34 protein-coding genes and 1 pseudogene are annotated in these 23361 nt (G+C 30.2%); all 35 read right to left on the bottom strand.

The features are described from left to right. Positions 1 to 1229 (bottom strand): annotated as a pseudogene (locus tag CLPUN_RS28515) (hypothetical protein); the annotation flags it as partial. After that, complete coding sequence (locus tag CLPUN_RS04890; protein ID WP_077846237.1) at positions 1230 to 2303, bottom strand: baseplate J/gp47 family protein; 1074 nt, start codon at positions 2301 to 2303, stop codon at positions 1230 to 1232. It lies immediately after the preceding pseudogene. Continuing rightward, entirely contained in the window at positions 2304 to 2741 is a 438-nt protein-coding gene (locus CLPUN_RS04885; protein WP_077846236.1) for a DUF2634 domain-containing protein, read from the bottom strand. Beyond that, on the bottom strand, positions 2719 to 3135 hold the full coding sequence (locus CLPUN_RS04880) for a DUF2577 family protein (protein WP_077846235.1): 417 nt from the start codon (positions 3133 to 3135) through the stop codon (positions 2719 to 2721). Before CLPUN_RS04880 ends, CLPUN_RS04885 begins: the two co-directional genes overlap by 23 nt. Before the next feature lies 1 nt (position 3136). Next, positions 3137 to 4039 carry an XkdQ/YqbQ family protein gene (locus CLPUN_RS04875; RefSeq protein WP_077846234.1) on the bottom strand — a complete coding sequence of 301 codons (903 nt, stop codon included), beginning with the start codon at positions 4037 to 4039 and terminating at the stop codon, positions 3137 to 3139. A gap of 15 nt (positions 4040 to 4054) precedes the next feature. Further along, on the bottom strand, positions 4055 to 4810 hold the full coding sequence (locus tag CLPUN_RS04870) for a cell wall-binding protein (protein WP_077846233.1): 756 nt from the start codon (positions 4808 to 4810) through the stop codon (positions 4055 to 4057). A 15-nt stretch (positions 4811 to 4825) separates the two neighbouring features. Beyond that, a complete protein-coding gene (locus CLPUN_RS04865) occupies positions 4826 to 7069 on the bottom strand; it encodes a phage tail tape measure protein (RefSeq protein ID WP_077846232.1) in 2244 nt (747 codons plus the stop codon). Between the two features lie 2 nt (positions 7070 to 7071). Continuing rightward, positions 7072 to 7233: a hypothetical protein gene (locus CLPUN_RS27505; protein ID WP_207652741.1), complete on the bottom strand. Its 162-nt coding sequence runs from the start codon at positions 7231 to 7233 to the stop codon at positions 7072 to 7074. Positions 7234 to 7256: 23 nt separating this feature from the next. Continuing rightward, positions 7257 to 7649 (bottom strand): hypothetical protein, encoded by a 393-nt coding sequence (locus tag CLPUN_RS04860; protein ID WP_077846231.1) that lies wholly within the window; start codon positions 7647 to 7649, stop codon positions 7257 to 7259. Positions 7650 to 7709: 60 nt separating this feature from the next. Beyond that, the gene (locus CLPUN_RS04855) at positions 7710 to 8135 is read right to left on the bottom strand and encodes a phage tail tube protein (RefSeq protein WP_077846230.1); all 426 of its coding nucleotides are present in this window, start codon (positions 8133 to 8135) and stop codon (positions 7710 to 7712) included. Between the two features lie 11 nt (positions 8136 to 8146). Then, on the bottom strand, positions 8147 to 9253 hold the full coding sequence (locus CLPUN_RS04850) for a phage tail sheath C-terminal domain-containing protein (RefSeq protein WP_077846229.1): 1107 nt from the start codon (positions 9251 to 9253) through the stop codon (positions 8147 to 8149). Between the two features lie 16 nt (positions 9254 to 9269). After that, positions 9270 to 9770 carry a phage tail terminator family protein gene (locus CLPUN_RS04845; protein WP_077846228.1) on the bottom strand — a complete coding sequence of 167 codons (501 nt, stop codon included), beginning with the start codon at positions 9768 to 9770 and terminating at the stop codon, positions 9270 to 9272. A 2-nt stretch (positions 9771 to 9772) separates the two neighbouring features. Beyond that, entirely contained in the window at positions 9773 to 10225 is a 453-nt protein-coding gene (locus tag CLPUN_RS04840) for a hypothetical protein (RefSeq protein WP_077846227.1), read from the bottom strand. A gap of 33 nt (positions 10226 to 10258) precedes the next feature. Next, positions 10259 to 10588, bottom strand: a complete 330-nt coding sequence (locus CLPUN_RS04835; RefSeq protein WP_077846226.1) for a phage head closure protein — start codon at positions 10586 to 10588, stop codon at positions 10259 to 10261. A 12-nt stretch (positions 10589 to 10600) separates the two neighbouring features. Continuing rightward, a complete protein-coding gene (locus CLPUN_RS04830) occupies positions 10601 to 10885 on the bottom strand; it encodes a phage gp6-like head-tail connector protein (RefSeq protein ID WP_242954043.1) in 285 nt (94 codons plus the stop codon). Between the two features lie 49 nt (positions 10886 to 10934). Beyond that, complete coding sequence (locus tag CLPUN_RS04825; protein WP_077846225.1) at positions 10935 to 12242, bottom strand: phage major capsid protein; 1308 nt, start codon at positions 12240 to 12242, stop codon at positions 10935 to 10937. A 13-nt stretch (positions 12243 to 12255) separates the two neighbouring features. Beyond that, positions 12256 to 12930 carry an HK97 family phage prohead protease gene (locus CLPUN_RS04820; RefSeq protein WP_077846224.1) on the bottom strand — a complete coding sequence of 225 codons (675 nt, stop codon included), beginning with the start codon at positions 12928 to 12930 and terminating at the stop codon, positions 12256 to 12258. After that, positions 12923 to 14176 carry a phage portal protein gene (locus tag CLPUN_RS04815; RefSeq protein WP_077846223.1) on the bottom strand — a complete coding sequence of 418 codons (1254 nt, stop codon included), beginning with the start codon at positions 14174 to 14176 and terminating at the stop codon, positions 12923 to 12925. Before CLPUN_RS04815 ends, CLPUN_RS04820 begins: the two co-directional genes overlap by 8 nt. 3 nt (positions 14177 to 14179) lie before the next feature. Next, positions 14180 to 14365, bottom strand: a complete 186-nt coding sequence (locus CLPUN_RS04810) for a hypothetical protein (RefSeq protein ID WP_077846222.1) — start codon at positions 14363 to 14365, stop codon at positions 14180 to 14182. A 13-nt stretch (positions 14366 to 14378) separates the two neighbouring features. Next, positions 14379 to 16118: a terminase large subunit gene (locus tag CLPUN_RS04805; protein WP_077846221.1), complete on the bottom strand. Its 1740-nt coding sequence runs from the start codon at positions 16116 to 16118 to the stop codon at positions 14379 to 14381. 6 nt (positions 16119 to 16124) lie between these two features. Then, positions 16125 to 16307, bottom strand: coding sequence for a hypothetical protein (locus CLPUN_RS04800; RefSeq protein WP_077846220.1), 183 nt, complete (start codon positions 16305 to 16307; stop codon positions 16125 to 16127). Positions 16308 to 16314: 7 nt separating this feature from the next. After that, positions 16315 to 16524 (bottom strand): hypothetical protein, encoded by a 210-nt coding sequence (locus CLPUN_RS04795; protein ID WP_077846219.1) that lies wholly within the window; start codon positions 16522 to 16524, stop codon positions 16315 to 16317. Position 16525: 1 nt separating this feature from the next. Then, positions 16526 to 16819, bottom strand: a complete 294-nt coding sequence (locus CLPUN_RS04790; protein WP_077846218.1) for an Rpo12/RPC10 RNA polymerase subunit family protein — start codon at positions 16817 to 16819, stop codon at positions 16526 to 16528. A gap of 11 nt (positions 16820 to 16830) precedes the next feature. Then, complete coding sequence (locus tag CLPUN_RS04785) at positions 16831 to 17157, bottom strand: hypothetical protein (RefSeq protein WP_077846217.1); 327 nt, start codon at positions 17155 to 17157, stop codon at positions 16831 to 16833. Positions 17158 to 17299: 142 nt separating this feature from the next. After that, on the bottom strand, positions 17300 to 17995 hold the full coding sequence (locus tag CLPUN_RS04780; RefSeq protein WP_077846216.1) for an HNH endonuclease family protein: 696 nt from the start codon (positions 17993 to 17995) through the stop codon (positions 17300 to 17302). A 13-nt stretch (positions 17996 to 18008) separates the two neighbouring features. Beyond that, complete coding sequence (terS, locus tag CLPUN_RS04775; protein ID WP_077846215.1) at positions 18009 to 18740, bottom strand: phage terminase small subunit; 732 nt, start codon at positions 18738 to 18740, stop codon at positions 18009 to 18011. Between the two features lie 320 nt (positions 18741 to 19060). After that, the gene (locus tag CLPUN_RS04770) at positions 19061 to 19711 is read right to left on the bottom strand and encodes a tyrosine-type recombinase/integrase (protein WP_077846214.1); all 651 of its coding nucleotides are present in this window, start codon (positions 19709 to 19711) and stop codon (positions 19061 to 19063) included. Then, positions 19711 to 19878 (bottom strand): hypothetical protein, encoded by a 168-nt coding sequence (locus tag CLPUN_RS27970; RefSeq protein WP_198944288.1) that lies wholly within the window; start codon positions 19876 to 19878, stop codon positions 19711 to 19713. The genes CLPUN_RS04770 and CLPUN_RS27970 overlap by 1 nt, the downstream gene beginning before the upstream one ends. Before the next feature lie 66 nt (positions 19879 to 19944). Further along, positions 19945 to 20298, bottom strand: coding sequence for a helix-turn-helix domain containing protein (locus tag CLPUN_RS04765; RefSeq protein WP_077846213.1), 354 nt, complete (start codon positions 20296 to 20298; stop codon positions 19945 to 19947). A 246-nt stretch (positions 20299 to 20544) separates the two neighbouring features. Next, a complete protein-coding gene (locus CLPUN_RS04760; RefSeq protein WP_077846212.1) occupies positions 20545 to 20880 on the bottom strand; it encodes an RNA polymerase subunit sigma-70 in 336 nt (111 codons plus the stop codon). A 119-nt stretch (positions 20881 to 20999) separates the two neighbouring features. Next, positions 21000 to 22007 (bottom strand): tyrosine-type recombinase/integrase, encoded by a 1008-nt coding sequence (locus tag CLPUN_RS04755; RefSeq protein ID WP_077846239.1) that lies wholly within the window; start codon positions 22005 to 22007, stop codon positions 21000 to 21002. Between the two features lie 25 nt (positions 22008 to 22032). Next, the gene (locus CLPUN_RS04750; RefSeq protein ID WP_143328975.1) at positions 22033 to 22230 is read right to left on the bottom strand and encodes a hypothetical protein; all 198 of its coding nucleotides are present in this window, start codon (positions 22228 to 22230) and stop codon (positions 22033 to 22035) included. 185 nt (positions 22231 to 22415) lie between these two features. Then, the gene (locus CLPUN_RS04745) at positions 22416 to 22670 is read right to left on the bottom strand and encodes a hypothetical protein (protein WP_077846210.1); all 255 of its coding nucleotides are present in this window, start codon (positions 22668 to 22670) and stop codon (positions 22416 to 22418) included. Further along, complete coding sequence (locus CLPUN_RS27500; protein ID WP_158078704.1) at positions 22661 to 22804, bottom strand: hypothetical protein; 144 nt, start codon at positions 22802 to 22804, stop codon at positions 22661 to 22663. The genes CLPUN_RS04745 and CLPUN_RS27500 overlap by 10 nt, the downstream gene beginning before the upstream one ends. A gap of 133 nt (positions 22805 to 22937) precedes the next feature. Beyond that, positions 22938 to 23300, bottom strand: coding sequence for a hypothetical protein (locus CLPUN_RS04740; protein ID WP_077846209.1), 363 nt, complete (start codon positions 23298 to 23300; stop codon positions 22938 to 22940). Positions 23301 to 23361 lie beyond the last annotated feature (61 nt).

Genomic DNA, 23361 nt, shown 5'->3' with positions numbered 1-23361 from the left:
GCAGATACACCAGATAATAATTGTGCTGCAGTAGCTAATGCATCTGATGTATCTACTACGCTTGTTTTACCACTTATGCCATCTATAGTTATTCCTGATTTTATATTTCCGCTTACTAATAAAGATAAGTCTAATCCACCAGCTATTCCAGTATCATTATAATTACTAAAGGTTGTATTTTTTCTTACATCTTTTGCTAGTGCAGTGCCTTCCGCACTAGCTTTGATAAAAAAACAATCACCCGTTAAGTTGTACCAAACTGTATAAGCTTTACCAGTTACTAAATTAGGTGGCGTTGTCGTTCCTGGTTTATAAAGCTGCTTTCCATTTATAGTTGTAGCAGCTCCACTATTATTAGCACTTGCTATAAATGTTTTACTATATCCATTCACTAATGATGATAATGTTAATGTTATAGCAGTACCTGTTCCTTCTGCTATTTGAAATACTGAATCCCCACCACTTGTTTTTATTGCTGCTTTTTCTTCAGCCGAAACAAACATATGATTTTCATCTTCTTTTATCATAGCTGATGGAAGAATTTTAGGAAGTTCATAATAATTTGCATTATCCTGAATACCAGCTAATTTAGTTTTTTCTTGAGTACTGTAATCTTCAGTACTTAATTGTTTTCCATCCGCCTTATCAACTTTATTATTTAGCAAATTTATAATTGTGGTAGAAAAGTTAGGATCATCACCTAAAGCTTTAGCAATTTCATTTAAAGTATCCAACGTTCCTGGAGCACTATCGATTAAGTCATTAAATTTCTGCAGTACTTCTTCTTTAGTAAAAACAAGATCTTTATCCGCTTTATTAATTTCAACATTATTAACTCTAACATCAATGCTATTTACTTTTTCATTGTTTAACTGTTCATAATTATTAATTTCCTGTTGCGTTCTAACAATCTCATTTTGCAGATTATTTACATCCTCAGCCTCAACTTGATCTCCAGTAGTTTCATAAGTTATATATACTTTATCTACATTGTCCATAATTTTAATTGTATATTTCCATGGCGTTTCACTTGGAGTTGACAAGAAATAATTTGTTATCCTATCTCCTGTAAGTTTTGAACCAGTATATATATTTAAACTTTTTTTATTTATATTATCATGGGCCAAAGAGCCAATATATACTCCATTAATAAGCATAATTTCTTCTTCTGTAGTATATATATTCCCTTCTAACTTATTTAATTTTTCATTAAACTTGCTTACTTCCATCTATGTCACCACCCCTAGATTAACAATTCCACTTACTGCAATTTCTTCATCTAGCAAAGGTAAATTGATAGCAGCATTATTCAATTTTAAATCTACATAATCTATAACTCCAGCTGTATTTAGCAATAGATTCCCTATTTTTGCAATACTTATATATGTAGTTTTAAAACTCACAGACTTTAGATATTCTTCAAATAGACTCTCAAATTCTGCTTTTACCTGTGCTAATTCAATTCCTAGGGCTAGGGTAACATTTGCAGTTATATTTATTGCTTTTTCTACTGCGCTTGTAATTGTAACAGTTGCTCCAATTGGTGCCTGCCCTTCTCCATTTCCTTCTGGGTATGGATCAATATACATTTTAACCTTTGTGATTAAATCTAAGCTTGCACTTCTTTTGTTGCTATCTGCTATTACTACCTTTACTGTCCCATTACCATTCCATAAAGGAAATACTTTTGCACCACCAACTCCGGTAACTGCTAGAGCCCAGTTCTTATAATGATATTTATTTCCACTTGTACTAGGTGTCTGTATTTTAATATAATATCGCTCTCTTAATTCTTCATCGGTTTCTTCCTCGTAGCCTGTTTTGAAATCTTCTGTGCTTGTAACAGTTTGTAATCCATCTAAAGTTTTAGGGAAAAATTTAATTGCACCTACAGGAACATTTCCCACAGTTCCAAACTTTATACATTCAACTGAAACATCGATAGTTTTAGTTGATGGGATTACAGCATTTTCTAAAAACATAAAGTTAGTAGCATCACTTGCAACATATTCACCCTTAGTTATTAAAGAACCTTCCGTTCCGGTTATAGTTACTGTTCCTCTTGCTTTAGTTGCTTTTTTTCTAATTAAACCTTCTTCTGCTACTACCTTATCAAGTTCAGCTCCAGTAGCTGAATATCCATATCTCTTTTTTAATATTGCATCAGCTTTCTTATAAGCTCCTTCTAATTCAATAGCTACTGGTTTAGCAGAATCATAGAAAAATGCTCCCTCTGACCTATCATATTGGTTTGATATATTTGACATCATCCTAGATTGTATAGTTTCTTTATCATCTGCCATTTAGATAATCACCTCTTTGTCTATGCTTCCATATATAGTATTAACTCTAAAACTTACACCTAAAGTTCTATTTATTCTACTAAAAGTAAAATTTTCAAGCGAATTAATTTTAATATTTTTAAGTAATGATTCTGTAATTTCTCTTTGAATTTCTGCTTGTACAAAAGCTTGAGGATATCCACTATTCACAAATTGCAATAGTGAAATCCCATACTCCACTCTTTCCCCTGTTTCATACACTTTAAATTTAAACCTTTCTGTCCTTAAAATCTTTTCTATCCACATTTTTAAAGCTTCTAGATCTTCTAACTCTAGGAGTTTTCCATCTTTTACAATGAAATCTCCTAAATTAAAATCAAATAAAAAAGCCTTACCATTTCCAGCAGTCTTTGCAACTTCAATTTCTGAATTTATATTAACTTGTTGGGTTGGAAACATCAGCTAACACCACCTTATCGATTATAAAAAAATGTTGTCCATCAACAGTAGGCATACATAATAACATATCCCCGATTTTTATAATTTCTTTAAATAGTATTTCAATCTCATAATCACTTTTATCAGCTACTCTCATTGAGCTATTAGAATATCCTCCAGTATCTGTTGTACTTATTGAAGCACTATATGCTTTTATTCTCATATCTGCTTTTCTTAGGAATCTTTCTACCATTGCAGAACACATATAGCAATGTTGCGATTCTAAAATAGCTTCATTCCCATATATGGCGATTCTTAAAGGATTAATTGAAATAACCTCACCAAGCTGAGCTCCTGTGGGTTTAATATTATCCCTTGACCTAAATTGCTTTGCAAACTCTACATCATAACCCATATTACCACTCCAAACTTATACTCACTTTATGCGTACCTTTAGCAAGTGTATGACTTGCACTTTTTATTTTATAAAATCCGTTCATTCTACTGCCAGCCTCTACCCAAATCATTCTATTTGCCTTAATAGTTTCAGCATCTTTAACTGTCATAACTTCAAATGATGCATTTTTTAGTATTTTATTTTTCTCTAAAAGCAGATTATCAGCTATATTTTGTGCCTGGGATATATTTTTATCATCTACAGTTTGTATATCACTTAATACTCCAAACCAAGGCTGTTGACTTGTATCCTCTGCTTTTGCAATAATTGACATATTGTTTTCTTCATTAGATACTATAGTTATACTATTTTTCATATCCTCTATACTGCTATTAATGTCAATTCCCTTTGGAATTAATATTTGTGGGTATATCCTCATTTCTTCAAGCTTTCGTACATATAAAATGTTACCTTCTATTTCTTTAAAATATTTAATACCTTGATCCTTTTCTGCCATGTCTAAAATACCTTTTATTATTTCATCTAAACTATTGTCCGTATAAATTTTAGTTATTGGCGTTGGAATATTAACTATATTCCCTACAATATAAGCTTCTCCTAATAAGGATTTTATGGCTTCGCTTGCAGAAATTCCATTAAACTGTTTAATAACTTTATTCTTAAGATAAAAGCTGTAATCTTGACAAGTATAAGAGAATGTCCACCTTTTTTGAGTCTTTTTTATAACTATGCCTCTAAAATATTCAGTATCATTTATCCAGAGACTAACTACAACGCCCTCTTTCAAATCTTTTAAACAATCAAAACTTAACTGAGTACCTAATGTATCAGTTTCACTATTCCACTTAACTTGATTGATATATTTCATTAAATCTATCTCTTGAGAAATTAATTTGTACATATTGGTCAATCCCTCCTATTTAACCCAAACTCCATTTTCATCTACATAATAGCCATCTGGAGTATATGCATTTACATACATTCCTCCCTGCTCTCCAAAATAATAAGACTTACTATCAATAGTTATCCATTCATTTCTAGCCATCTTACCACTATCTTTTAAATAATACCAAGAACCACCATCTTTTAACCAAGCTGATTGTCTCATATATCCATTTATATCAAAACTATAATATTCGTTATCAATAATTTCCCATCCATCTTTGTAATAGTTTCCTTCTTCATCTGTATAATAAAACCATCCATTATTATTCTGATCCCAACCAACTTTATAAATTGTTGGGATTTTTGAAGTATATTCTCTCCATTGCTTTACACCTAAAGAATATTGATAATCATTCCTTTTATTTACATTATAAGAAAATGACTCAATAGAATATATATCATTTACATAAGATATATTGTTTTGAGTTGAAATAATTATTCTTATTGGTTCTGCATTGTCTCTGGCATCTTCAAGTGATTTTATACAATCTAGTGGATTTATTTGGCTTCTTGAGAAATTATATTTATTAGCCTTTTCTGGAAGCCAAGAATCTAAAGTAAATGCCAATAGTCCTGGCTTCTCTATAAAGTTATATACTCCACTCCAATATGTTTCAAATTCCTCATTTGCTATTGGTTTTGATAAAGAAGGTAATTCTGGTGGTATAATTGGCAATTGAATTACTTTTGTCTTTTTATAATCACTTATATAAACATCATATTTCATAAATTACCTTCCTTTCTAAACATTAGATAATCCTAAATTTATTTTATTCCATACATGTTCTCCAATGCTATCTGCATATTCTTCATTTCCTATTACGTTCCCTTGAATTATTACTTGTATATCAACTTTAGAATTATTATTTAACATCTTTTGGCTTTGACTAGCTGTATGCACCTTGCTGCCATTTGGCAAATCCACTATCTCCTTTCCATATTCTCCGACTACGGTTCTTCCACCTCGCCAATATTGAGTGCCTGTTGCATTAGCACCAACTTCAAATAGTGGCTGTGGTACATTTCCATTATCGTCTGTAGGTGCAAGTGGATTTCCTTGTTGTGTAGTTGTTATGGTCATATCTTTATTACTTGCTGGAGTATCATTCCACGATGTGAGCCAATTCCAAGCTTTTTCTATCCATTTACAAATATCCTCCCAATGAGCAACAATTCCAATTAATGCTACTCCCAATGGACTTATAACAGTAGCTATAAAACCTAAAATAGGATTATTATTAATAATATCCCATGTCCTTTTGCACCAATCTACAATTTCTTGCCAATGTGTAACAACTTCATAAATTGCTAATCCAAGTGCTGCTATTGCCATAATTACAACTCCAATAGGGTTTGCATCCATAGCAACATTTAGTAGCCATTGCACCGCTTCCCATGCACTAGTTGCATTTACAACTCCCCATATTGCTAATTCTACAGTTGCAAATATCTCATTTGTTGCACCTACAATTACTGTCCACGCTTCAATTGCTATAAGTGTTAATTTGTAAGCACCTAAAGCCCCTACAATTGTTAATATAACAGGCTCTATTTCATTCCAATTATCATTTATAAAATTAACAACCTCTGTTGCATTTGTTAGAATATCTTTTACTGCATCTGCTACTGAGTTCCAATTATCAGGAACAATTCCATCAATAGCTGGCTGTACACTGCTTGAAATAGTAGTCCCTAAATTTATACAAGAATCAATAAAATCTTTAAGTGGCGGTAAATCTTTATCTATTATTGAACTTCCTATATCTATAAAAGTTTGAGTTACCCATGAAACTTTTTCTTTTATAGATGGAATATTATTTATAAACCAGCCACCAAATTCATTTAATTTAGGTAACACCGAATCGGAAATTGGTATTAATACACTTGTTTGAATATTTCTTTTTATTCCCTCAAAAGCAGAACCTACATCATTATATTTTATAGTTTTTATTTTACCTAATGCATCTACAGTTTCACTTATAGAACCGTTAGTCTTTGCTAATGCCATTACTGCATTAGAGCCTAAGTCTTCCCACTTCGTTCCAAAAAGTTCGACTCCAATTTGATTCTGTTTAATTGGATTATCCATTTTAGCCAGTGCACTTATCATATCTTTAAAGGCTTCTTTTGAAGTATCTCCACCTTGTGAAAATTTTTTTGCCATATTATCAGCATTAAATCCAAGCTGAGTAAATCCATCTGCTGTTGTTTTACTGCCATCTACTGCCCTTATTGCAAATTCTTTTAATCCATCGGATAAAATATCTACAGAAAAAGTTCCTGAATCTGCTCCTGCCTTTATGGCATTAAACATATCTTCCGCCCCTAATCCAACTTTTTTGAATTGGACAGAATATTCATTTACAACATCTAATAAATCACCATTTTTGTTTAAGCCTTGTTGAGCACCTTGAGCTATAAGGTTATAGGCTTGATTACCATCTATGCCAAATTGCTTCATCATCATATTGGTACTTCGTACTGATTCATTAACTTCAAAACCAAAAGTATCTTTTAGTAATAAGCCATTTTCAGCTAGTCCTTTTAAATCATTACCAGTTGCTCCAGTCTGTTGTCCAATTGTTTTTATAGTTTCTGATATATCTTCAAAGTTTTCTCCAAAGTTATCATTATAAATATCCAACATTATTTGTCTCATACCTGACATAGTATCATCAGTATAGCCAGTTGCTGCTTGAATACCATTTAATGATTTTTGCAGATCAGAACCTAAATTAATCATTTCCGAAATATCTTCTTTAGCCTGGCCATATATATCTAATCCAGCACCTAAACCAATGCCATTTTTAATAGATTCACCAATAGAACTAAATGCATTGGTTATCCCGCTTTTCATTTTATTAACTGTAGTTTCAGATTCTTTTATTCCTTTTGCAAAATTAGCAGTACTGGCTGTAGTTCTTTTTATGGTTTCACTGAAATTATCTTTTAAATTTAAAATAGTGGATATGGTTTTTGATGCCAAACTTATTCACCTCCACCAAATGCCTCTGACAATATGGATCTCCATTTTAACTTTTCTTCTTCATAATATTCTTTCCTTGCACAATGAAAAAAAGCTTTTTCTAAGTGCGTTTTATTTAATAGATATTCTAATTTAAATCCACGCACTAGGTAAAAAGCTATCATGTTCGCATCTTCATCATGCTCTATTAGTTTTTTATTTCTTCCTCAATATTTGTATTGCCAAGCAATTCGTTAAATTGATTCATTATTTCTTTAATATCTGCAATATCAAATAAAATTCTAGGAATATCGTAAGGATCTTTCAATTCTAATGCTTCAATAACTTGTGGCTCTTTAAGTTCTTGACAGCAATCATATATTAACTTTCTATTGGCTTCTATAGTTGAAGCTAAGTCAGGTTTATCTCCAATTTCATTTGCATAAGAATAAATTCTTTCTTCACTTGGTTTTTTTAATGTGATTGCTCTATCCATACTAGTAACATATATATCCTTGGTTTTATCTTTATCTTTTTCTTTTTTCACTTTCTTTGCTACAAAATCCTCTAATGTTGCTTTTTTACTAATTTCTTTATTCATCTTCTAATCCTCCAATTTATTAATTATAAATAAAGGACACTCCTATGAATGTCCATAAAATTAAGCTATCGATTCTAATATCTCATAATCACTGAATTTGAATGGGTATTCTTCTTCTAGCATTTTTTTCGCTTCAAAACTTGCTAACGCAAATTCTGTAATAGTTATTCCTTCAATAGCTGCTCTTTCAGATTGCCCAGTTGATTTGTCTGTTAAGCGTGTAATAATCTTAATAGGTGGCATTACGCCAGTCTTATACGCCTCAGCTACTAGCTTCCATACGGTTGAATCAATTTTTAAACAAATAAAGCTGCCTTCACCGCTCCACCCATTATAAACTGAATGTGTGGAAGGGTCTCCGCAAAGATTAATATCTTCAAAATCTCCTTTAACTTTTGCTTCTATCTTTTTTAATGAGGCTAATAGTTGTCCATTAAACCACATTTCTCCATCTTTACCTTTAAGTATTCTATTAACATCTACCATTTTCGCACCTCCTAATTCATTGTTAATACAAGTTTTAGGTTTTCCATTCCGCCTAATATTTTTATATCTCCAAGTAAGAAAACACTTCTCTTGTAAGTGTTATTTTTAACTTTTGTATCATCCCATTCACTTGCCTCTCCTTTTATAGTAATAAGTGCTTTTCTTTGTTCTGGAATATTTATATCACAAGTATTACTAAATTCAGGATCAAGGATATTTTCTTTTGTAAGTTCTTTAAAATATGAAACTATTGCTGAAACAAGTACCATCTGATTATCAACACTATTTTTCTTTTTGCCTAAATAATCTGATTTAAAAATTGATTTAATATCATCTGTAATCAAATTCATGGCTTCGACTATGTCTATATATTTCATATCCTCTGTTGTATTTGTTTCTTCACTTATAGTTTGTAAGCTGTTAATTCCCAAACCGACTTTAATTTCATCTACATCGTTAATAAGTATAAATTCTCCAGCTTTAACCGCTACTTCTTCATCTACTACAGTTTCAATTGCTGCTAAATTAGTGCATATAAAATATGTTGATGATCTACTAACATTACAAGATGCTAAAATACCTAAAAGTGACGGTAAATATTTATCTCCTGTGAATTTTCCTCTATCACCTTTAAAAGTAATACTAGGATTTGTGAAATTGACTACTTGTTTACTATCTGCTACAACCTTATACACTATAGCTTTGTATGTTAACCCAACATTTTCTTTTGCTTTAACCCAATCCGCTAAAGATTGATAATCCGCTGCTAACCCATCCGGAAATGAAATCCAACCACTTCTAACAGTTTTTTCAACTATCTTTAAGGCATCTGCTATTGTAGGAATAGTTTCCTCTCCTGTTGCAGTAGCATTAATTCTGATTACTACTAACTTATAAGCTTTAAAATTTAAAACATCTTGCATATATTGATAATTAGATGAAGTATATAAATCCTTATCTTTTAATAATTCTTCAAGTGTTGAATATTTTTTATTGTCAAATGTTTTATCTGTATCATCTCTAACAATAAGAATAGCCACACCTCTCTCACTTCTGCTTCTAAAAGTATTAGCAAGCTGTTTGAAAATTACATCTATCCATGGTAATCTAACTGCCATATTATCATCACCTTTCTTAATCTTTTATTTCATGTAAATTAAAATCTAATTTTAATTCTTCCATTGGTTCTCCTGGTTCTTCTGAAATCAATTCAACTGAATATAAGTCAAAACTACATTGCAAAACTGAATCAGTAACACTAAAATCAACTCCATCTTCTAGAATTGGCATATAAAAAGTATCTGTTACTTTTATATCCTCAAGAAAAGCATTCTCAAGAATATCCTGCATTTTCATGTTATCGTTTTTGTACTTGTATCTATCTTTTGCAAAAAAATAAACCCTTACTGTGAGAGTTCTTTCTTTATTACGACTATTAAATTTTTCAATTTTACTTTGTTCTAGTTTAACTTTTATGCTTGGTCTTATTTCAGAATTAATTGAACCATCTGCGCTTTTTTTTAATGCTTCTTGTATATCTTCTGATTTTATCAGAACATCACTAAAATTCGTACAACTTAAAGCACCTTTTATAGTATCATTAATCGCTTTATTTATTTGTTGTAATGTGATCATATCTATAACCCCTTTATAAATACATTATGCAAAAGTTCTTCAACATCTAAATAGTATCCACTTTCAAAATTCTTAGCTGCTTCTTCCATAAAATGAAACCCTGGAATAAAGTGTTCCTCACCACTTTGAATTTGTTTTTGTCCTTTTGCAATTTTTTTATGCGGTGCCCACATGTACCCGTCATTTAATAGATGAGCGTGAGGACTACTATTATACGCTCTAGAACTCCAAACACCTTGATATTTATAGGCTTTCCCACTTTTAAAACCTTTAATTAAATTTCCAGTTTCTTCTCCTATACCTTTACTCTTGAATACTTGCTTATTTTTTTTATTAAGTTTTCCAGATTGCTTTTTTATAAATTTTTTAGATTCTTTTGGCATAGTATCATTAATTTTTTCAACTAAGCTCTTTTCAAATTTTGTTAACTCACTTATATCAAATACATCCCTCATAGTACCACCTTCCCTAAAAAATAGTCCTTAATTTTATCCAATTATCTCTTCACAAAATATTTCTAAAAACTCATTTGAATAATAAGGATTAAGTATATATTTAATATCGAATCTATGTCCTTTATATATAAACCACATATCTTGAGTTACATCTTTAGCAGCTGCATATCTAACCTTAATTTTATGAGTTACATTAGATAATACTGTATTAGCCTGTTGCTTTTGCAATGATCCTGTCTGAGGTATTATTTTAGACCATATATTTTTTATTTTCTTTTTCTCAAATTCCGTTTCGTTTAACTCTTTATTTAAGAATTCTATATTACCCCAAATCTCTATCCGTTTATCTAACCTTTCATTCATACTTCACCTACTTTAAGTAGTTATTAAACTTTTAATTGATAATTGAGTAGTCATACAATTAAACAAAGCAGAGAACTTTAATTCTCCTTGTGTCAAATCCCATACATCATTTACGCCTATTGTAAGAGTTACTATTCCTAAATCTGTTTCAATCTGCTCCTTAGATACTCCACTATTTAGCATATATTGTTTAACTCCAATAGTTTTTATTAATAAATTATTATCATTATCATCTGAATCATCTGCATTAAGCCCTAATTTAACTTTTTCTAATAACTCTTCATTTGTCAAACTCATACAACACCTTCTTTCTTATTAACATAGTTGGGACATAAGTCCCTTTTCACTATGCTGTTGCACCTTTCTTAACAATAACTACACCATTAGGATCGATAATCTTTCCATCTGCGATTAAAATAGCCTTATCAACATACTCATTCTTATCATTATCAAAGTATCTATACATTAACATTTGCATATTTGAATTAAATCCATAGTTACTTAAGTTACAATAGACTGCAATTACATCACCTGTTGCAGCATCATCATAAGGTGAAATTATGTCATCTTCCACCTGTACTACTGCTTTTCCACCAAAACTTTCTTGTGGTCCACTAGTAATTCCATAGTTTACTCTTCCAATTGGTTGTCCATTTGTATCCACTATTCCATCAATGTAGCCTTCAAATGTACCACTTGCCATAAAGAAACTTGCTCCACCCTTATATGATAAAGGCATTTTCGCAAATACTTTTTTCTTCCAAGCACTCCATGAAGTTATTTCATCTGGTTTAAGAGTAATTATTTGCGTTGCTGGTATTCTAGTATCCTTTGTTATTCCCAAAGGTTGTCCTGTTCCTGTCCCCTTCAAAATTGCTAAATCTAAAGCTTTAGTCATAGCTTCAACTATAAGATCTGTAATTACATTTTCAAATCCTTCAAGTCTAACTGTATCTGCTAATAATGAAGTAGATACTTTACATTCAAGCCCATAATAACTAAATGAAATATTTTTATTTGATTCAGCTTTTTGTTTATCACTTGAAGAATTTTCTCCAATCCATGTAGCAGTAGGTTTTAACGAAAGTATTGGAATTGTTAATCCACCCTTAACATTAAGTTTTCTTACCCTATTAAATATTTGACCATATGAAGTAACTTTTTTGATTACTTCATTTAAAATAGTTGAAGGTATTACTGCAGATACATCTCCAGCTGTAGTAGTTGCATCTGCTCTTAATTCTGGAGCAATAGCACCAGTAATACAGAAATTCATAAATGCTTGTCTATATTCTAAAGTTGAATATTTGTCCTCAGTTGATTGTGATCTCTGTTGTGTTGCTGAACTTGATTGATATGTTCCTAACGGATTAAAATTATTTGGTATTTGTTGCCCTCTTGATTGTGGTAATTGATTTATTGGTGGATCCATTGATGCCACCCCTGATTCTATTCCTGGAGTAGCATTTCTTGCTTCCTCTGCTTCAATTTCTTTAATCATTCCATCTAAGTCCGCTATTTCAGCATTTAAAGTCTCCAGTTCACTATTAATGCTTCTTAGTTCTGCTATATCTTGTGTAGATTGTGCTTTAGCCGCTAATTCTTGCTTTCTTGCATTTTTTTGATTAAATAATTTTAATAACTTATCTTTCATTTAATTCACTCTCCTAAAATTTTAATAATGTTTCTGTTCTTAATTTTTCTAATTCTAATTGTCTTTTCTCTTCATCATTTGAACTCTCCAGTTCTTGAGTTCGTGCATTCTCCAATGCAAGTTTCGCACTATCCAGTGCTTCTTTATCTCTTGATGAAGCTATATCAGTTCCGCAATAAGCTGGAAAGCTAACAACGGAAACTTCTACTACTTTTTTTACTTTTTCAATATGTCTTGTAGGTGTATTAGTATCTAGCCCTTCCCAACGTTCCTCTTCTACATAAAAAATAAAACTCATACCATCCATATCACCTCGATTAATGGAACTGTATAAGCTTTTTGCATCAACATTATTTTCAATATCTAAGTTAGCCCTTACTGCTAACCCTATATTGTCGACTTGCAACTGTAATGTAGAATTCGCATTATTATTTCTACTTCTAGCAAGTGGTATTTTATCTAAATCATGATTTACACTGAATACTACATCTCTAAAATCTGTATCATTAAACGCACCTGGTTCTATAATTTCATTAAACCAGCCACCTATATTGGTCATTTGTCCATATACAGCTGCATGGCCACTTATTGTTGATTGATTATCTGAATTTGGTTCAATCGCTCGCAAGTCTGCCATTGCAAAATTACGCTTTGCTTTTTCATTCTTTTTAGGTAAATTTTTATCCATTGCTATTACCTCCATCCTGTTTAATTTTTGCATTATTCAATTGATATTGTGCAGCAATATTAGTATCTACATAGTTAAGACTTATTGTCCTTCGACTTCCCGTTCCATCTGGTAATGGTGGATATCCTAATGCCGCTAGCTTTTGATCATCTGATAATAATCCCTGTGCTCCTGCTATACTTAATAAATCTAATTTAGATTTCGTACTAAGATACATCATGTCTTTTTGATAAAATATAATTTCATTCCCAACATCTAATTCTCTTTTACTAAACATACATTTAGAAAAAGCTTGACCTAATCTAATTAAAATAGGTTCTAATGCCTGTTCATAAAATGCCTGGTATTCCTCATCTGTATAATCTCCACTTAGTATTTTCATTGATACATGATACCAATTTAATACTTTATCCTGTAGAAATTGCATTGTATCTTTATCAATAAGTTTGGGATCTACAGTTAATGGTGTATAGTCACCTTTTAAATCTAGTGCAACTATTCCAGATTCACCTGTTGAAATTGAATCATCTAACCTTTTTCTTTCAGCTTTTTGTCCTGCATCATCCATCATGGTATTTATCTTCAATATTCCCCTTATAGCTAAACTACTTTTGATTGCATTCCCAATGCCTTGTAATGATGTATCATTTATTGCTAATACCTTTAGTAATGCTGTATTATCTGGTTGTCCATTATGTCCACCACCCATTATGTCATTTACACTAAACTTCTTTCTAATGTGAATCACATCTGAGTATGGCAAAGTATAATTCTGCCCATTGTTAAAATAAAACTTTACATACATAATTCCATTTGGATCTTGTAAAAAATCTACTTGAGAAGGATTTAAAGGGTAAAACCCAGTATAATAAATTTGTTGATTTCCATTCTTATCATTATAAGTATCATAAGTTGGATAAATAAAAACATTGTAATTCATAAACAACAACCATATTGTTTTTTCAATGAACTCTGAAGTTGTCATTAATTCATTAGGCGCAAATTTAAAGAGCCTATTTATACTGGACTTTGGTATCTGTTGTAGTCCTTGATTATTAGTAAAAATATGTTTAGGCTGCAATTTACTACATTCACTTGCTATTATATCAATGCAGTTCTGGACAATGTCGGATACATAAATATTCTTTCCAAACTGACTAAAAGCTGGATAACTACCATCAAGCATTTTTGCATATTGTAAACTTCTGTTTGATTGATTATTATTAACTAAACTCTGCAATAACATCTGCTAACCTCCTTTCTTTGCAATAAAAAAAGCAAATGCAATAAAACAAATACCTAATGTTATGTATCCCGCTGGAATAAATATTTTAAATACTCCTCTTGCTAGTAATGCAATACCTATAATAAGAAAAATATCATCTATGCATTTAGATAATATTTTCCTAATATTTTTTAATACCTTTTTTAACAATTCCTCACCACCTTTAAGCAGTTCTTTTGACTAAATCTAAAAATGTTGGTCTATTATCTATATAGATTCTGTAAGCTATTATAATTGTTACAGCTCCATCGATCTTTTTGTCATCTTGCCCTTGTACTTTTATTGGCATTATGTCTAATTTACTATTCAACGTGAAAGCTGTATTTTCTAAACACCACTTATCAACTGGATTATTATTAAATATAATTAGTTTCTTTTGAAGGTCTTTTTCTACTAACTTCATTGGATCGCTCATTGTTCCAAAATCTTGATTTATTCTTGTACAATCAAACCCATATCCCTCCATTTCTTTAACCCAATATATAGCTGACCATTTATCATAGCCTGTATTAAATACTCTTATATTATAGTCTTTGTATAATTTATAGAACCATGCTGTAACCAAGCTAAAGTCATTTTCTCCACCTGGTGATACTTCAATATACTTATCTTTTATCCATTGTTTAAATTTAGGTAAATCTTCTTTCGAAAGATTCTCTAATTTGGATTGTGGAATAAAATACTTTTGGTGAAAATACTTATGATCATCTCCTGGTTTCATCAACATTATTCTTGCGCTTGTTAAATCACCAGTTTTTGATAAATCAGCAGCACCTATAGCAAAGCAGTTTCTAAATTCTTCTAAGTCAAAAGTTTTTTCATTAACAATATCATCTGTAGATAGCCATGCAGCTGCATTATTTTGTTTGATATTAAAATCTTTAGATAATACAAAAACCTTTGTTGGCTTGCTTGTCTTAGCTTCTTCTATCATTTGTCTTAAAAAACTTTTCTTCTTTACTACTCCTAATGATGGATTTGATTTATAATGACTATTTTCATCTTGCCATACTTCTCTTTCATTGTCCTGAGTGTATAGCCATATTAACCAACGTGGTCTTTCAAGTTCTCCATCTAAAACCTGCCTAGCTTCTTTTAATCTACCATCTAAATACCCATCATTAATAACTCCTTCTGTTGTTAATTCAAAAAATAATGGTTCTTCTTGGGTAGATAATGCTTGTCTAATAGGCATTATTGAACTATTATCCTTCAATTCGTGAACTTCATCCACCGCACCTACTCCAATATTACGTCCTTCCTTTGCTCCTGTTTTAGCTGAAATTTTCTTTATTGTTCCTTTATTTTGATATGAGAATTTACCTTTCTTTTTCTTAGTCTTAGGATTTCCAAAAAACATGCCTTTTATATTTTTTCTTGTGAGCTTTTCAAGTCCAGGACTATCCTCACGCATAGAATTTATTGCTTGAAACATTAAATCAGCAGATTCATAGTCGTTACTTGAGCAAAGTATTTTTAATCCCATAGGACCACAGAACCACTCAGATAAACATATTGCTGATATTAAAGGTGTTTTCCCATTTTTTCTACCTACAAGAAATAGTACATCTTGATATAACCGTACAAGCTTTCCTATTTCTTCATCAAATATCTTAAATGAATATATCGCTTCAATGAAAGCTTTTTGGTAAAGCAATAATGTAAATGGCTTTCCAGCAAAAGGAGCTTCACTATGTTTACATTTTTCTTCAATGAATTTGATTCTTTTATGTGCATCTGAAAAGTCTATAGTTATTTCAGTATCATCAAAATGAGTTAATAAAATATCTAGTTGCTGCATTAATTCATGGCCAATAATTATTTCTCCGCTCTTACATTTTTCAATATATTGCATCAACCATGAGTACTGACCATTATAAGTACAATCAATTATATTAGGCATTTATCATCATTCCTTAGCTTCTTTTAATAATTCTTTTATTCTTTGATCTGTAATTTTCATAATATCAACCATTTCTTTTTTTATTTTTTTAGCTAGATTATCTTTCATCTTTTTAGGTAACGGCAATATATCATAAACGAAAAATTTAAATTTTATAATTGAAAGTCTGCACATAAGTCTTCTATACATAATTCATTTATCTTCCTTTCTTAGATGAAGTACCTGGTCTTGGATAAGTTGGGCTTTTACAGCGTAAAAACCTTTCGTTCGCCAAAACCATAACATCCTTTTTAAACCTGGTTTCTTGTTTATTGTTACAAAAGCTTTTTACAATATAAAATCCAAATAATTGAATAAATATAACCGTTCCACATATTATTAATGTTATTTGCACATAATCACTCATATTATTTTAAACTCCTACTAATTTTTTCAGCTATTCCTTCAGTAATTTTTTCAATATAAACTGTGCCTTCTATAACAATCTTATTATTGATTATAACTTTACTGTTAATTTGCTTTGAGTAATGCCCATTTAATTGTTCATATGAATATGTATGTTCCAATTCTTCAAATGTTGGACTTAGGGTAAATGGACTTATAGAACTTCCACATATAGGGCATCTTAATCCGTCTTTATTTTTACCTTTAAATTCAACTTTACATTCTCTATTTAAACATTTATATATTATTTGCTTCATTCTTCTCACTCCTATTCATAGTCACCCATATCATCATCGTCATCATCAATTTTCTTTTGCAGAACACTACTAAGAGATTTAACTACAATAGAATAACTATTAAGATTTTGCCTATATTCTTTAGCTATTGGTAAAGGTTTCTGTAGACTAGGATTATCAGGATGTATTTTAATCATTCCTGTTTCATCTAAAATCTTTTTTAACGAATAATTTTCTGCATATAAAAAAGCTGCATCTTGGATTAATCCCTCAACCAGCTTCTTATCAGATTCTTCAACATCTTGAAATATTTCATTTAATTTATTTAATTCTTTGTTATATGCTTCTTTTTTAGTCATTTTTTCATATTCTCCTAATAGCTTGATTTATTTCAGACCTTTTAAAAAACTCTCAACTAATTTTCAAAATTTGCAGCTTGCGTTGAAATTGTGTCCCCTATACGGTCTTGTAGCAAAGCATTTTTTTACGAATATGGGGGGACTACGAATACATATCGAACCATTCATTAATATATTTTTCCCATTCAATAATCATATGTTCTCTATCTATATCTACATTAAGCCTCGCACAACATTCTTCCTTAGTTGCTTCTATATAAACTAATTCCGCTCCTATCCCTTCTGCTAGCCTTTCCCTTTTGAACTTATCTGCATATCCTCCAATGATCCAAGCATTATACCATTTACCATATCTAGTTTTTATATTATCTAATAATAAAGTTCTTATGTTTATTACATTAGTTAATAGATTATTAGGTTTATCATATGGACGTTGCATACTTACTGCTTCATATAATTTATCCATATCAATTACTATATCTCCACGTTCCATATTCTCTTTTACAAATGTCTTCTTTCCAGATAAAGGTGGACCATATACTAGATATACTTTCTTTGGTGGTTTATACCCAAACCTATGATGCTCTTTATCATGACAATCATGGCATATTAATTCTATTAGTTCTGGATTCAGACTTATATTATGATCATTAACATTCTCAGTAGTTAATTCTGTTTTATGATGAGCATGTATGTCTATGGGATTAACTATTAACTTTCCACACTTCTCACAAATAACTCCGCCATGTTCCTTACTTCTTTCTAAAATTAAGTTCAACCTAAAGTTTCTCCATTTGCTTGAAGCATAGAATGTTTGTAGTATTGCATATGTAGCCATCTATAATATTCACCTACCAATTCTTTGATTCATCTACTTTCTTTTGATGCTCAAATCTTTCATTCTCTAATCTTAATTTTTCTTTATCTACTTCAACTTTATGTTTAAATTCTGGATTATCTACTTTATTCTTTAATCCTTGAATCCTTAACTTTTGTTCTTCAGTAGCTAGATCCCAATTAGCATTAACCATATCAACATACTGCTTAATAAGTTTGGCTAAAGTATTCATTGCTTTTGATTGAGTATTCATAAGATTTGCTTCTTTATCCCAAGCAAATTGTATTTCATACTCTTCACTCCACATCTTCTCTCCATTAGATGTTTTCTTAAGTTCCTTAGTAGTATCTTCTTTACTTTCAACATGCATTATATTCTGCATATAAATTATTCTAGCTTCTTGTAAACAAATGCTTTTCCATAGCTTTTCAATTGGATCAGGTACATCTAGTTCTTCCATTATGGTTTTAACTGCAAACGGTATTCTTTTGGTGTAATTTCCTATCTTAAAACTATTTATGTTTCCTTTAGGAGCTCCGCCTTTATTCCCAATTGCATTTTTATTACCATATGGTGCGCCGACTTTATTAAACCTCCTTCTCCATTTATCCTGAGTTCTCCAACAATTTATATTATTCTCATTTTCATTTAATAAGGTTGCTATCTCCTTAGATGTTATTCTCCCATTAAATTTTTTGTATATTTCATATGCTTTATCTCTATTTGGACTTCTTGGTCTGCTCATTTTACCACCTTCTTAAACAATAAAAAAATAATACTATCGTTAACTATCTCTGAAATAAGATTTCAAAATATTTTAGAGATAATAATTGAGTTGTTTTCCGTCACTTTTAACCCTAAAATGATATAATTAAAATTTCAAAAATTCTCTATAATTCACTAATACAGCCTAATACATTGATTTTACTAACTTCAAAGGTTACTTTCCATTTTTCTTACAATAGGTAATAACATGGAGGATTACTGATATCATTTTTAAAGCACATATATTAGTAGATGTTTTTTATGTCTTAGTCAAATAAGTACCATTTTATTTTTTACGGATTATATATCTTCATCAGCAATTTTGGCTGCATCTTCTTTCATCTTTTCTTTAATACCCAAATACCTTTTTGTTTCTTCAATTGATTGATGATTTAATGCAATTCTAACTTTTTCTAGATCTCCGCCTGACCTTTCGTATATTCTAGTAGCATAAGTTTTTCTAGGACTATGACCACTAATATGTTTTAATCCAATAATTTTTCCAACTTCAGTAAGTACTGAGCTATATGACTTTTGTTCTATTGGCTCAATACCATTTTTAGATTTATTTGAAGGGAAAGCATAATCTGCTCTTTTTTTACCTTTAACATAATCTCTCAAATATTTTTCTAAGTTATTGCCAATATAGACTTTTCGCTTTTCAGGCTTCTTTCTATTTGGATATCTATTTAAATTAGCAAGCCATTGCTTGTATTGCTTTGATTCTTGTATTAAAAAATATCCATTGTCTAATGAATCTTTTATTTCAGCTATTGTAAGCTCAACTAGATCTTGCATCCTATAGCCTGTTGCTCTGGCTAATATAAATAAAATCAAATTTCTTTCAGCATACTTTTTACTATATTCAATTAATTCTTCTTTAAATCTCTCATACTTGTTTTGTGGTATTGGTGCTGCTGTACCCTTCTCCCAATCTCTTATTCTTTCCATTATTTCACCTGCTTTATCGCTCCTTTGTGTCTTTTATAGCTAGAGTGAGACATTAATTCTCTTATATCGTGTTCACTTAATTTCTCATTTTTCTTCTCATTCTTCATATTCCTGAGTTTATTGTGATTGCTAAAATCATTTTCTTTTAAAACATCTTTTACCCTCATATACTTCCTCCAAAACCACTAAAAAGAGCTGCTATATTATTTACTAATATAACAACTCTTTCGAATTTATCTGACCTTATTTTCATTTACTAATCTTTTAGGTGTATCCCATGTAACAACTGGAGCTATATCTCTATTAATTACAATATCTCCATCAAGTTTGGTCTTATATATGGATCTATTCTTTTTTATGAATGTACTATCTCCCATGAATTTATTGGATTCATAGTTGGTAGCTCTAATTATTTCACGTCTTTCTATTACAGCAATCTTATGCCTATAATTTAAATGACTTAAATTTCTTTGGATGTACTTTCTAACTGCTTCAATATTCTTTTTAAGCTTTTTTGCAATTTGACTTGCATCATACCCATTTAAATACAATTCTTCTATTTGATTTTTATATGTTTTAGCATTCAAAAGTTCCACCACCTTAAAAATGAATATAGTTCACCCAAACCATTAAACTGGACATTCTTCAGTTTTATAAAATTAAAATGAGAAATATTAAATTGTTTTTTGTGTTTATTACTTATTTATGTACCTATATTACCATCATTTGAATTACAAATGTGAGAAATTTTCGAGAAATTTTTACAACAAAAACAGAACAAAAATACGACAAAAATATAACAAAAAAGTGCCAGAAATATGACACTTTTATTCTCATAATCCTTTTGAAATTCTTGTTAACGCTTTGTTTATGCTGTAATTAATTTGCCTCTTAGTTCTATCTAATTCTCTTGCCACTTTATTTTTTTCTTTACCTTGTATATAAATAAGACTTATAACTTTATAATCTTTTTCAGGAAGTAATTTTAATATGTTATCTATCTTTTTATTTTCTAATTCTAATTTTTTTATATCTAATTGTAATTTTTGAATTTCTTCATCATTCTCATTTACTCCGTTTATAATTAAATTTTCTATTTCAATATTCTTATTTTCGATTTTACAAACTCTATCTCTATATAATTCAAATTTATTTTTTATTTCTCCCATTTATATCACCTATCCTTATTTATTTTATGTTATAATTTAGATAGGTTAATTAGAGAACTGACGTTCCAATGTGCATTCTCTAATCAAGGGTGTTCGTCATGAACACTTTTTTTATTTTGCTAAACAACTAATTTCCTATATTCATTTCTTAAATTTTCTTGACTTAATTGAGCATATATTTGAGTTGTGCTTGGAGTGGTATGCCCTAATATTCCTTGCACTCCTTCAATTCTCATTCCACTATTTAATAGCCTTGTAGCTTGAGTACGTCTGAATTTATGGCAATGTACTCTTTCCTCAACTCCTGATCTACTTTTAATTTTACCTAGTATTAATTGCAATGCTCTTACTTTAATGTGATTGTAATTGCCTCTCTCTGATATGAATAAATATTCCGATTCTCCTTGTCTAGTATTTATATATTTTTGCATGTGTAACTTAGCTTTAGTAGAAAAGTAAACTATTCTTTCTTTTTTACCTTTACCATTTACTATGAGGCTTTTTTCTTGCCAATTTATATCATCTAGTTTAATGTTATCTAATTCTGATATACGACAAGCTGTACTGTCCAAAAGTTCAAATAGTGTTTTTTCTCTTTCTGTTTTGCAAGCTTCTCTTAATTTTTCTACATTTTCTGCTTTATAGCCTTGTAAAATTACCCTTGGAACTTTTGTTTGCTTCAATTGAAATGCTGGATTTTTTAAAATGTATTCTTCTGCTTGCAACCATCCAAAGAAACCTTTTAACATGGTTATATATCCGTTAATTGTTGTTGCTTGTTTACCTTCTCCCATAAATGCTAAGAACATTCTTAAGTCCATTGTTGAAATTGTACTACAAGGTTTATTAAAAAATTGATCTAACTTCATTAAAAACAATCTATAATTATCTAATGTCTTTTGGCTTAAACCTTCTAACTTTTTGCAAGCTAGATATATGACCGATTTTTCTTCTATATCACTTGCAATTAAATCAGTACACTTAGTTTGCACCTCATAATCATAAAGCGTTTCATCAATTGTCTTTTTAACTTCTAGTTGTAAAGAGAAATTTTGTTCTAATATAGGCAATAACAATGTTAATTTCCCTAATAACCTTATACTGGCTTCTTCGTTTAGGCTGCTCATTTGTTTTTTCACCCTTTCTTTAACATTATTTATTCCCAAGGTGTCCAATAAGAACACCCTTTTTACATGTTGATATTATATTTCCGATTTTTTGATTACTCATTTGTCTTGCCTCACTTTTAAAAAAATCTTTTACATATGTTGAACTCTTAAAATACTTAAATTTATCGGTATTTCTTTCAATTTGGGGTTTATTATTTTTATTGCGTAAACTTTTAATCATTAAAAGCCCCAAAATTTGAACAATTATAATTGTGGCACATATTATTAATGTTATTTGGATCACTTGACTCATGCTTATTCACTCATTTCTACACTAAATTTAAAAACTACTTAGCAGAGTGTATTATTTTCCATTACTCCCAAACATCTAAATCACCTCACTTGCTTATAGTATTGTTCTGCATACTAAAGATATTTAAAAAACTTATCAGCAATATCTTTTTTTATTAATTGAACTATTACGCCCTGATATGCATTGCTATATTCTGCTTTTATGGTCACTAATAAATTGTTTTCTTTTGCTTTATTAGTAAATTCTTTAAGTTCATCTTGACTATAATGCTCTATAGGTACTGCTATAATATAATCATCTTCTAATGCTGCCTCTACAACTTCAGCAACATTTGTTTTTTCGATAGTTTTATAACAATCTACTGACATTGCTCTACCTCACTTTCATCATTATCTATAATTACAGTTGCTTCTGGAATTATCCCTTTAGCAACTGCTTGCTTTATTTGCTTTTTTATTTTTTCTTTCCGTGTTTCTTCTAACATTGAAAGCTGCTCTGTCATAAATTAAACCTCCCTGCTAATCTTTGAGTATTGCGTAGTATTTTAAATAAAAAATACCGCAAATCTATTCTTATTTATGAATAGTGCGATATTTTTATATGATAATATTAATTTTTTATAACATTGCCATATGTTACTTCAAATAACTGATAATAATAGACACAACTACTGCAACTGCTGCAACTACTATCCCAGTAATGCCAATAACATATGTACGATGTTTTTCTTTCTCTTTTCTCATGAATTCCTCAATATATTCTCTTCCTGAGTCATTAATGGTATACATAGACTTATCTACTGGTGTATCTTTGCCGTAATAAATTTCAACTTTATTACTAATTTCAGATGTATGGTATCTAATACATTCGTTTAATGCATTATAATAACCGCCTTCATTATTTTGAGAAGGTTCTATACTAAGTTCTTTACACAACTCAATAGCTGATTTATCATCTTCGCAAAGAGATTTTAAAACTTTAATCTGTATATCTGTCATAAAAAACACTCCTTAAATATTTTCTCTTTACTAAATAATAACATATCTCCCAATACCGCAC

The sequence above is a fragment of the Clostridium puniceum genome (assembly GCF_002006345.1).
Lineage (GTDB): Bacteria > Bacillota > Clostridia > Clostridiales > Clostridiaceae > Clostridium > Clostridium puniceum.
The sequence above is the reverse complement of the archived record's forward strand: the minus strand, read 5'-3'. Positions and strand labels throughout refer to the sequence as shown.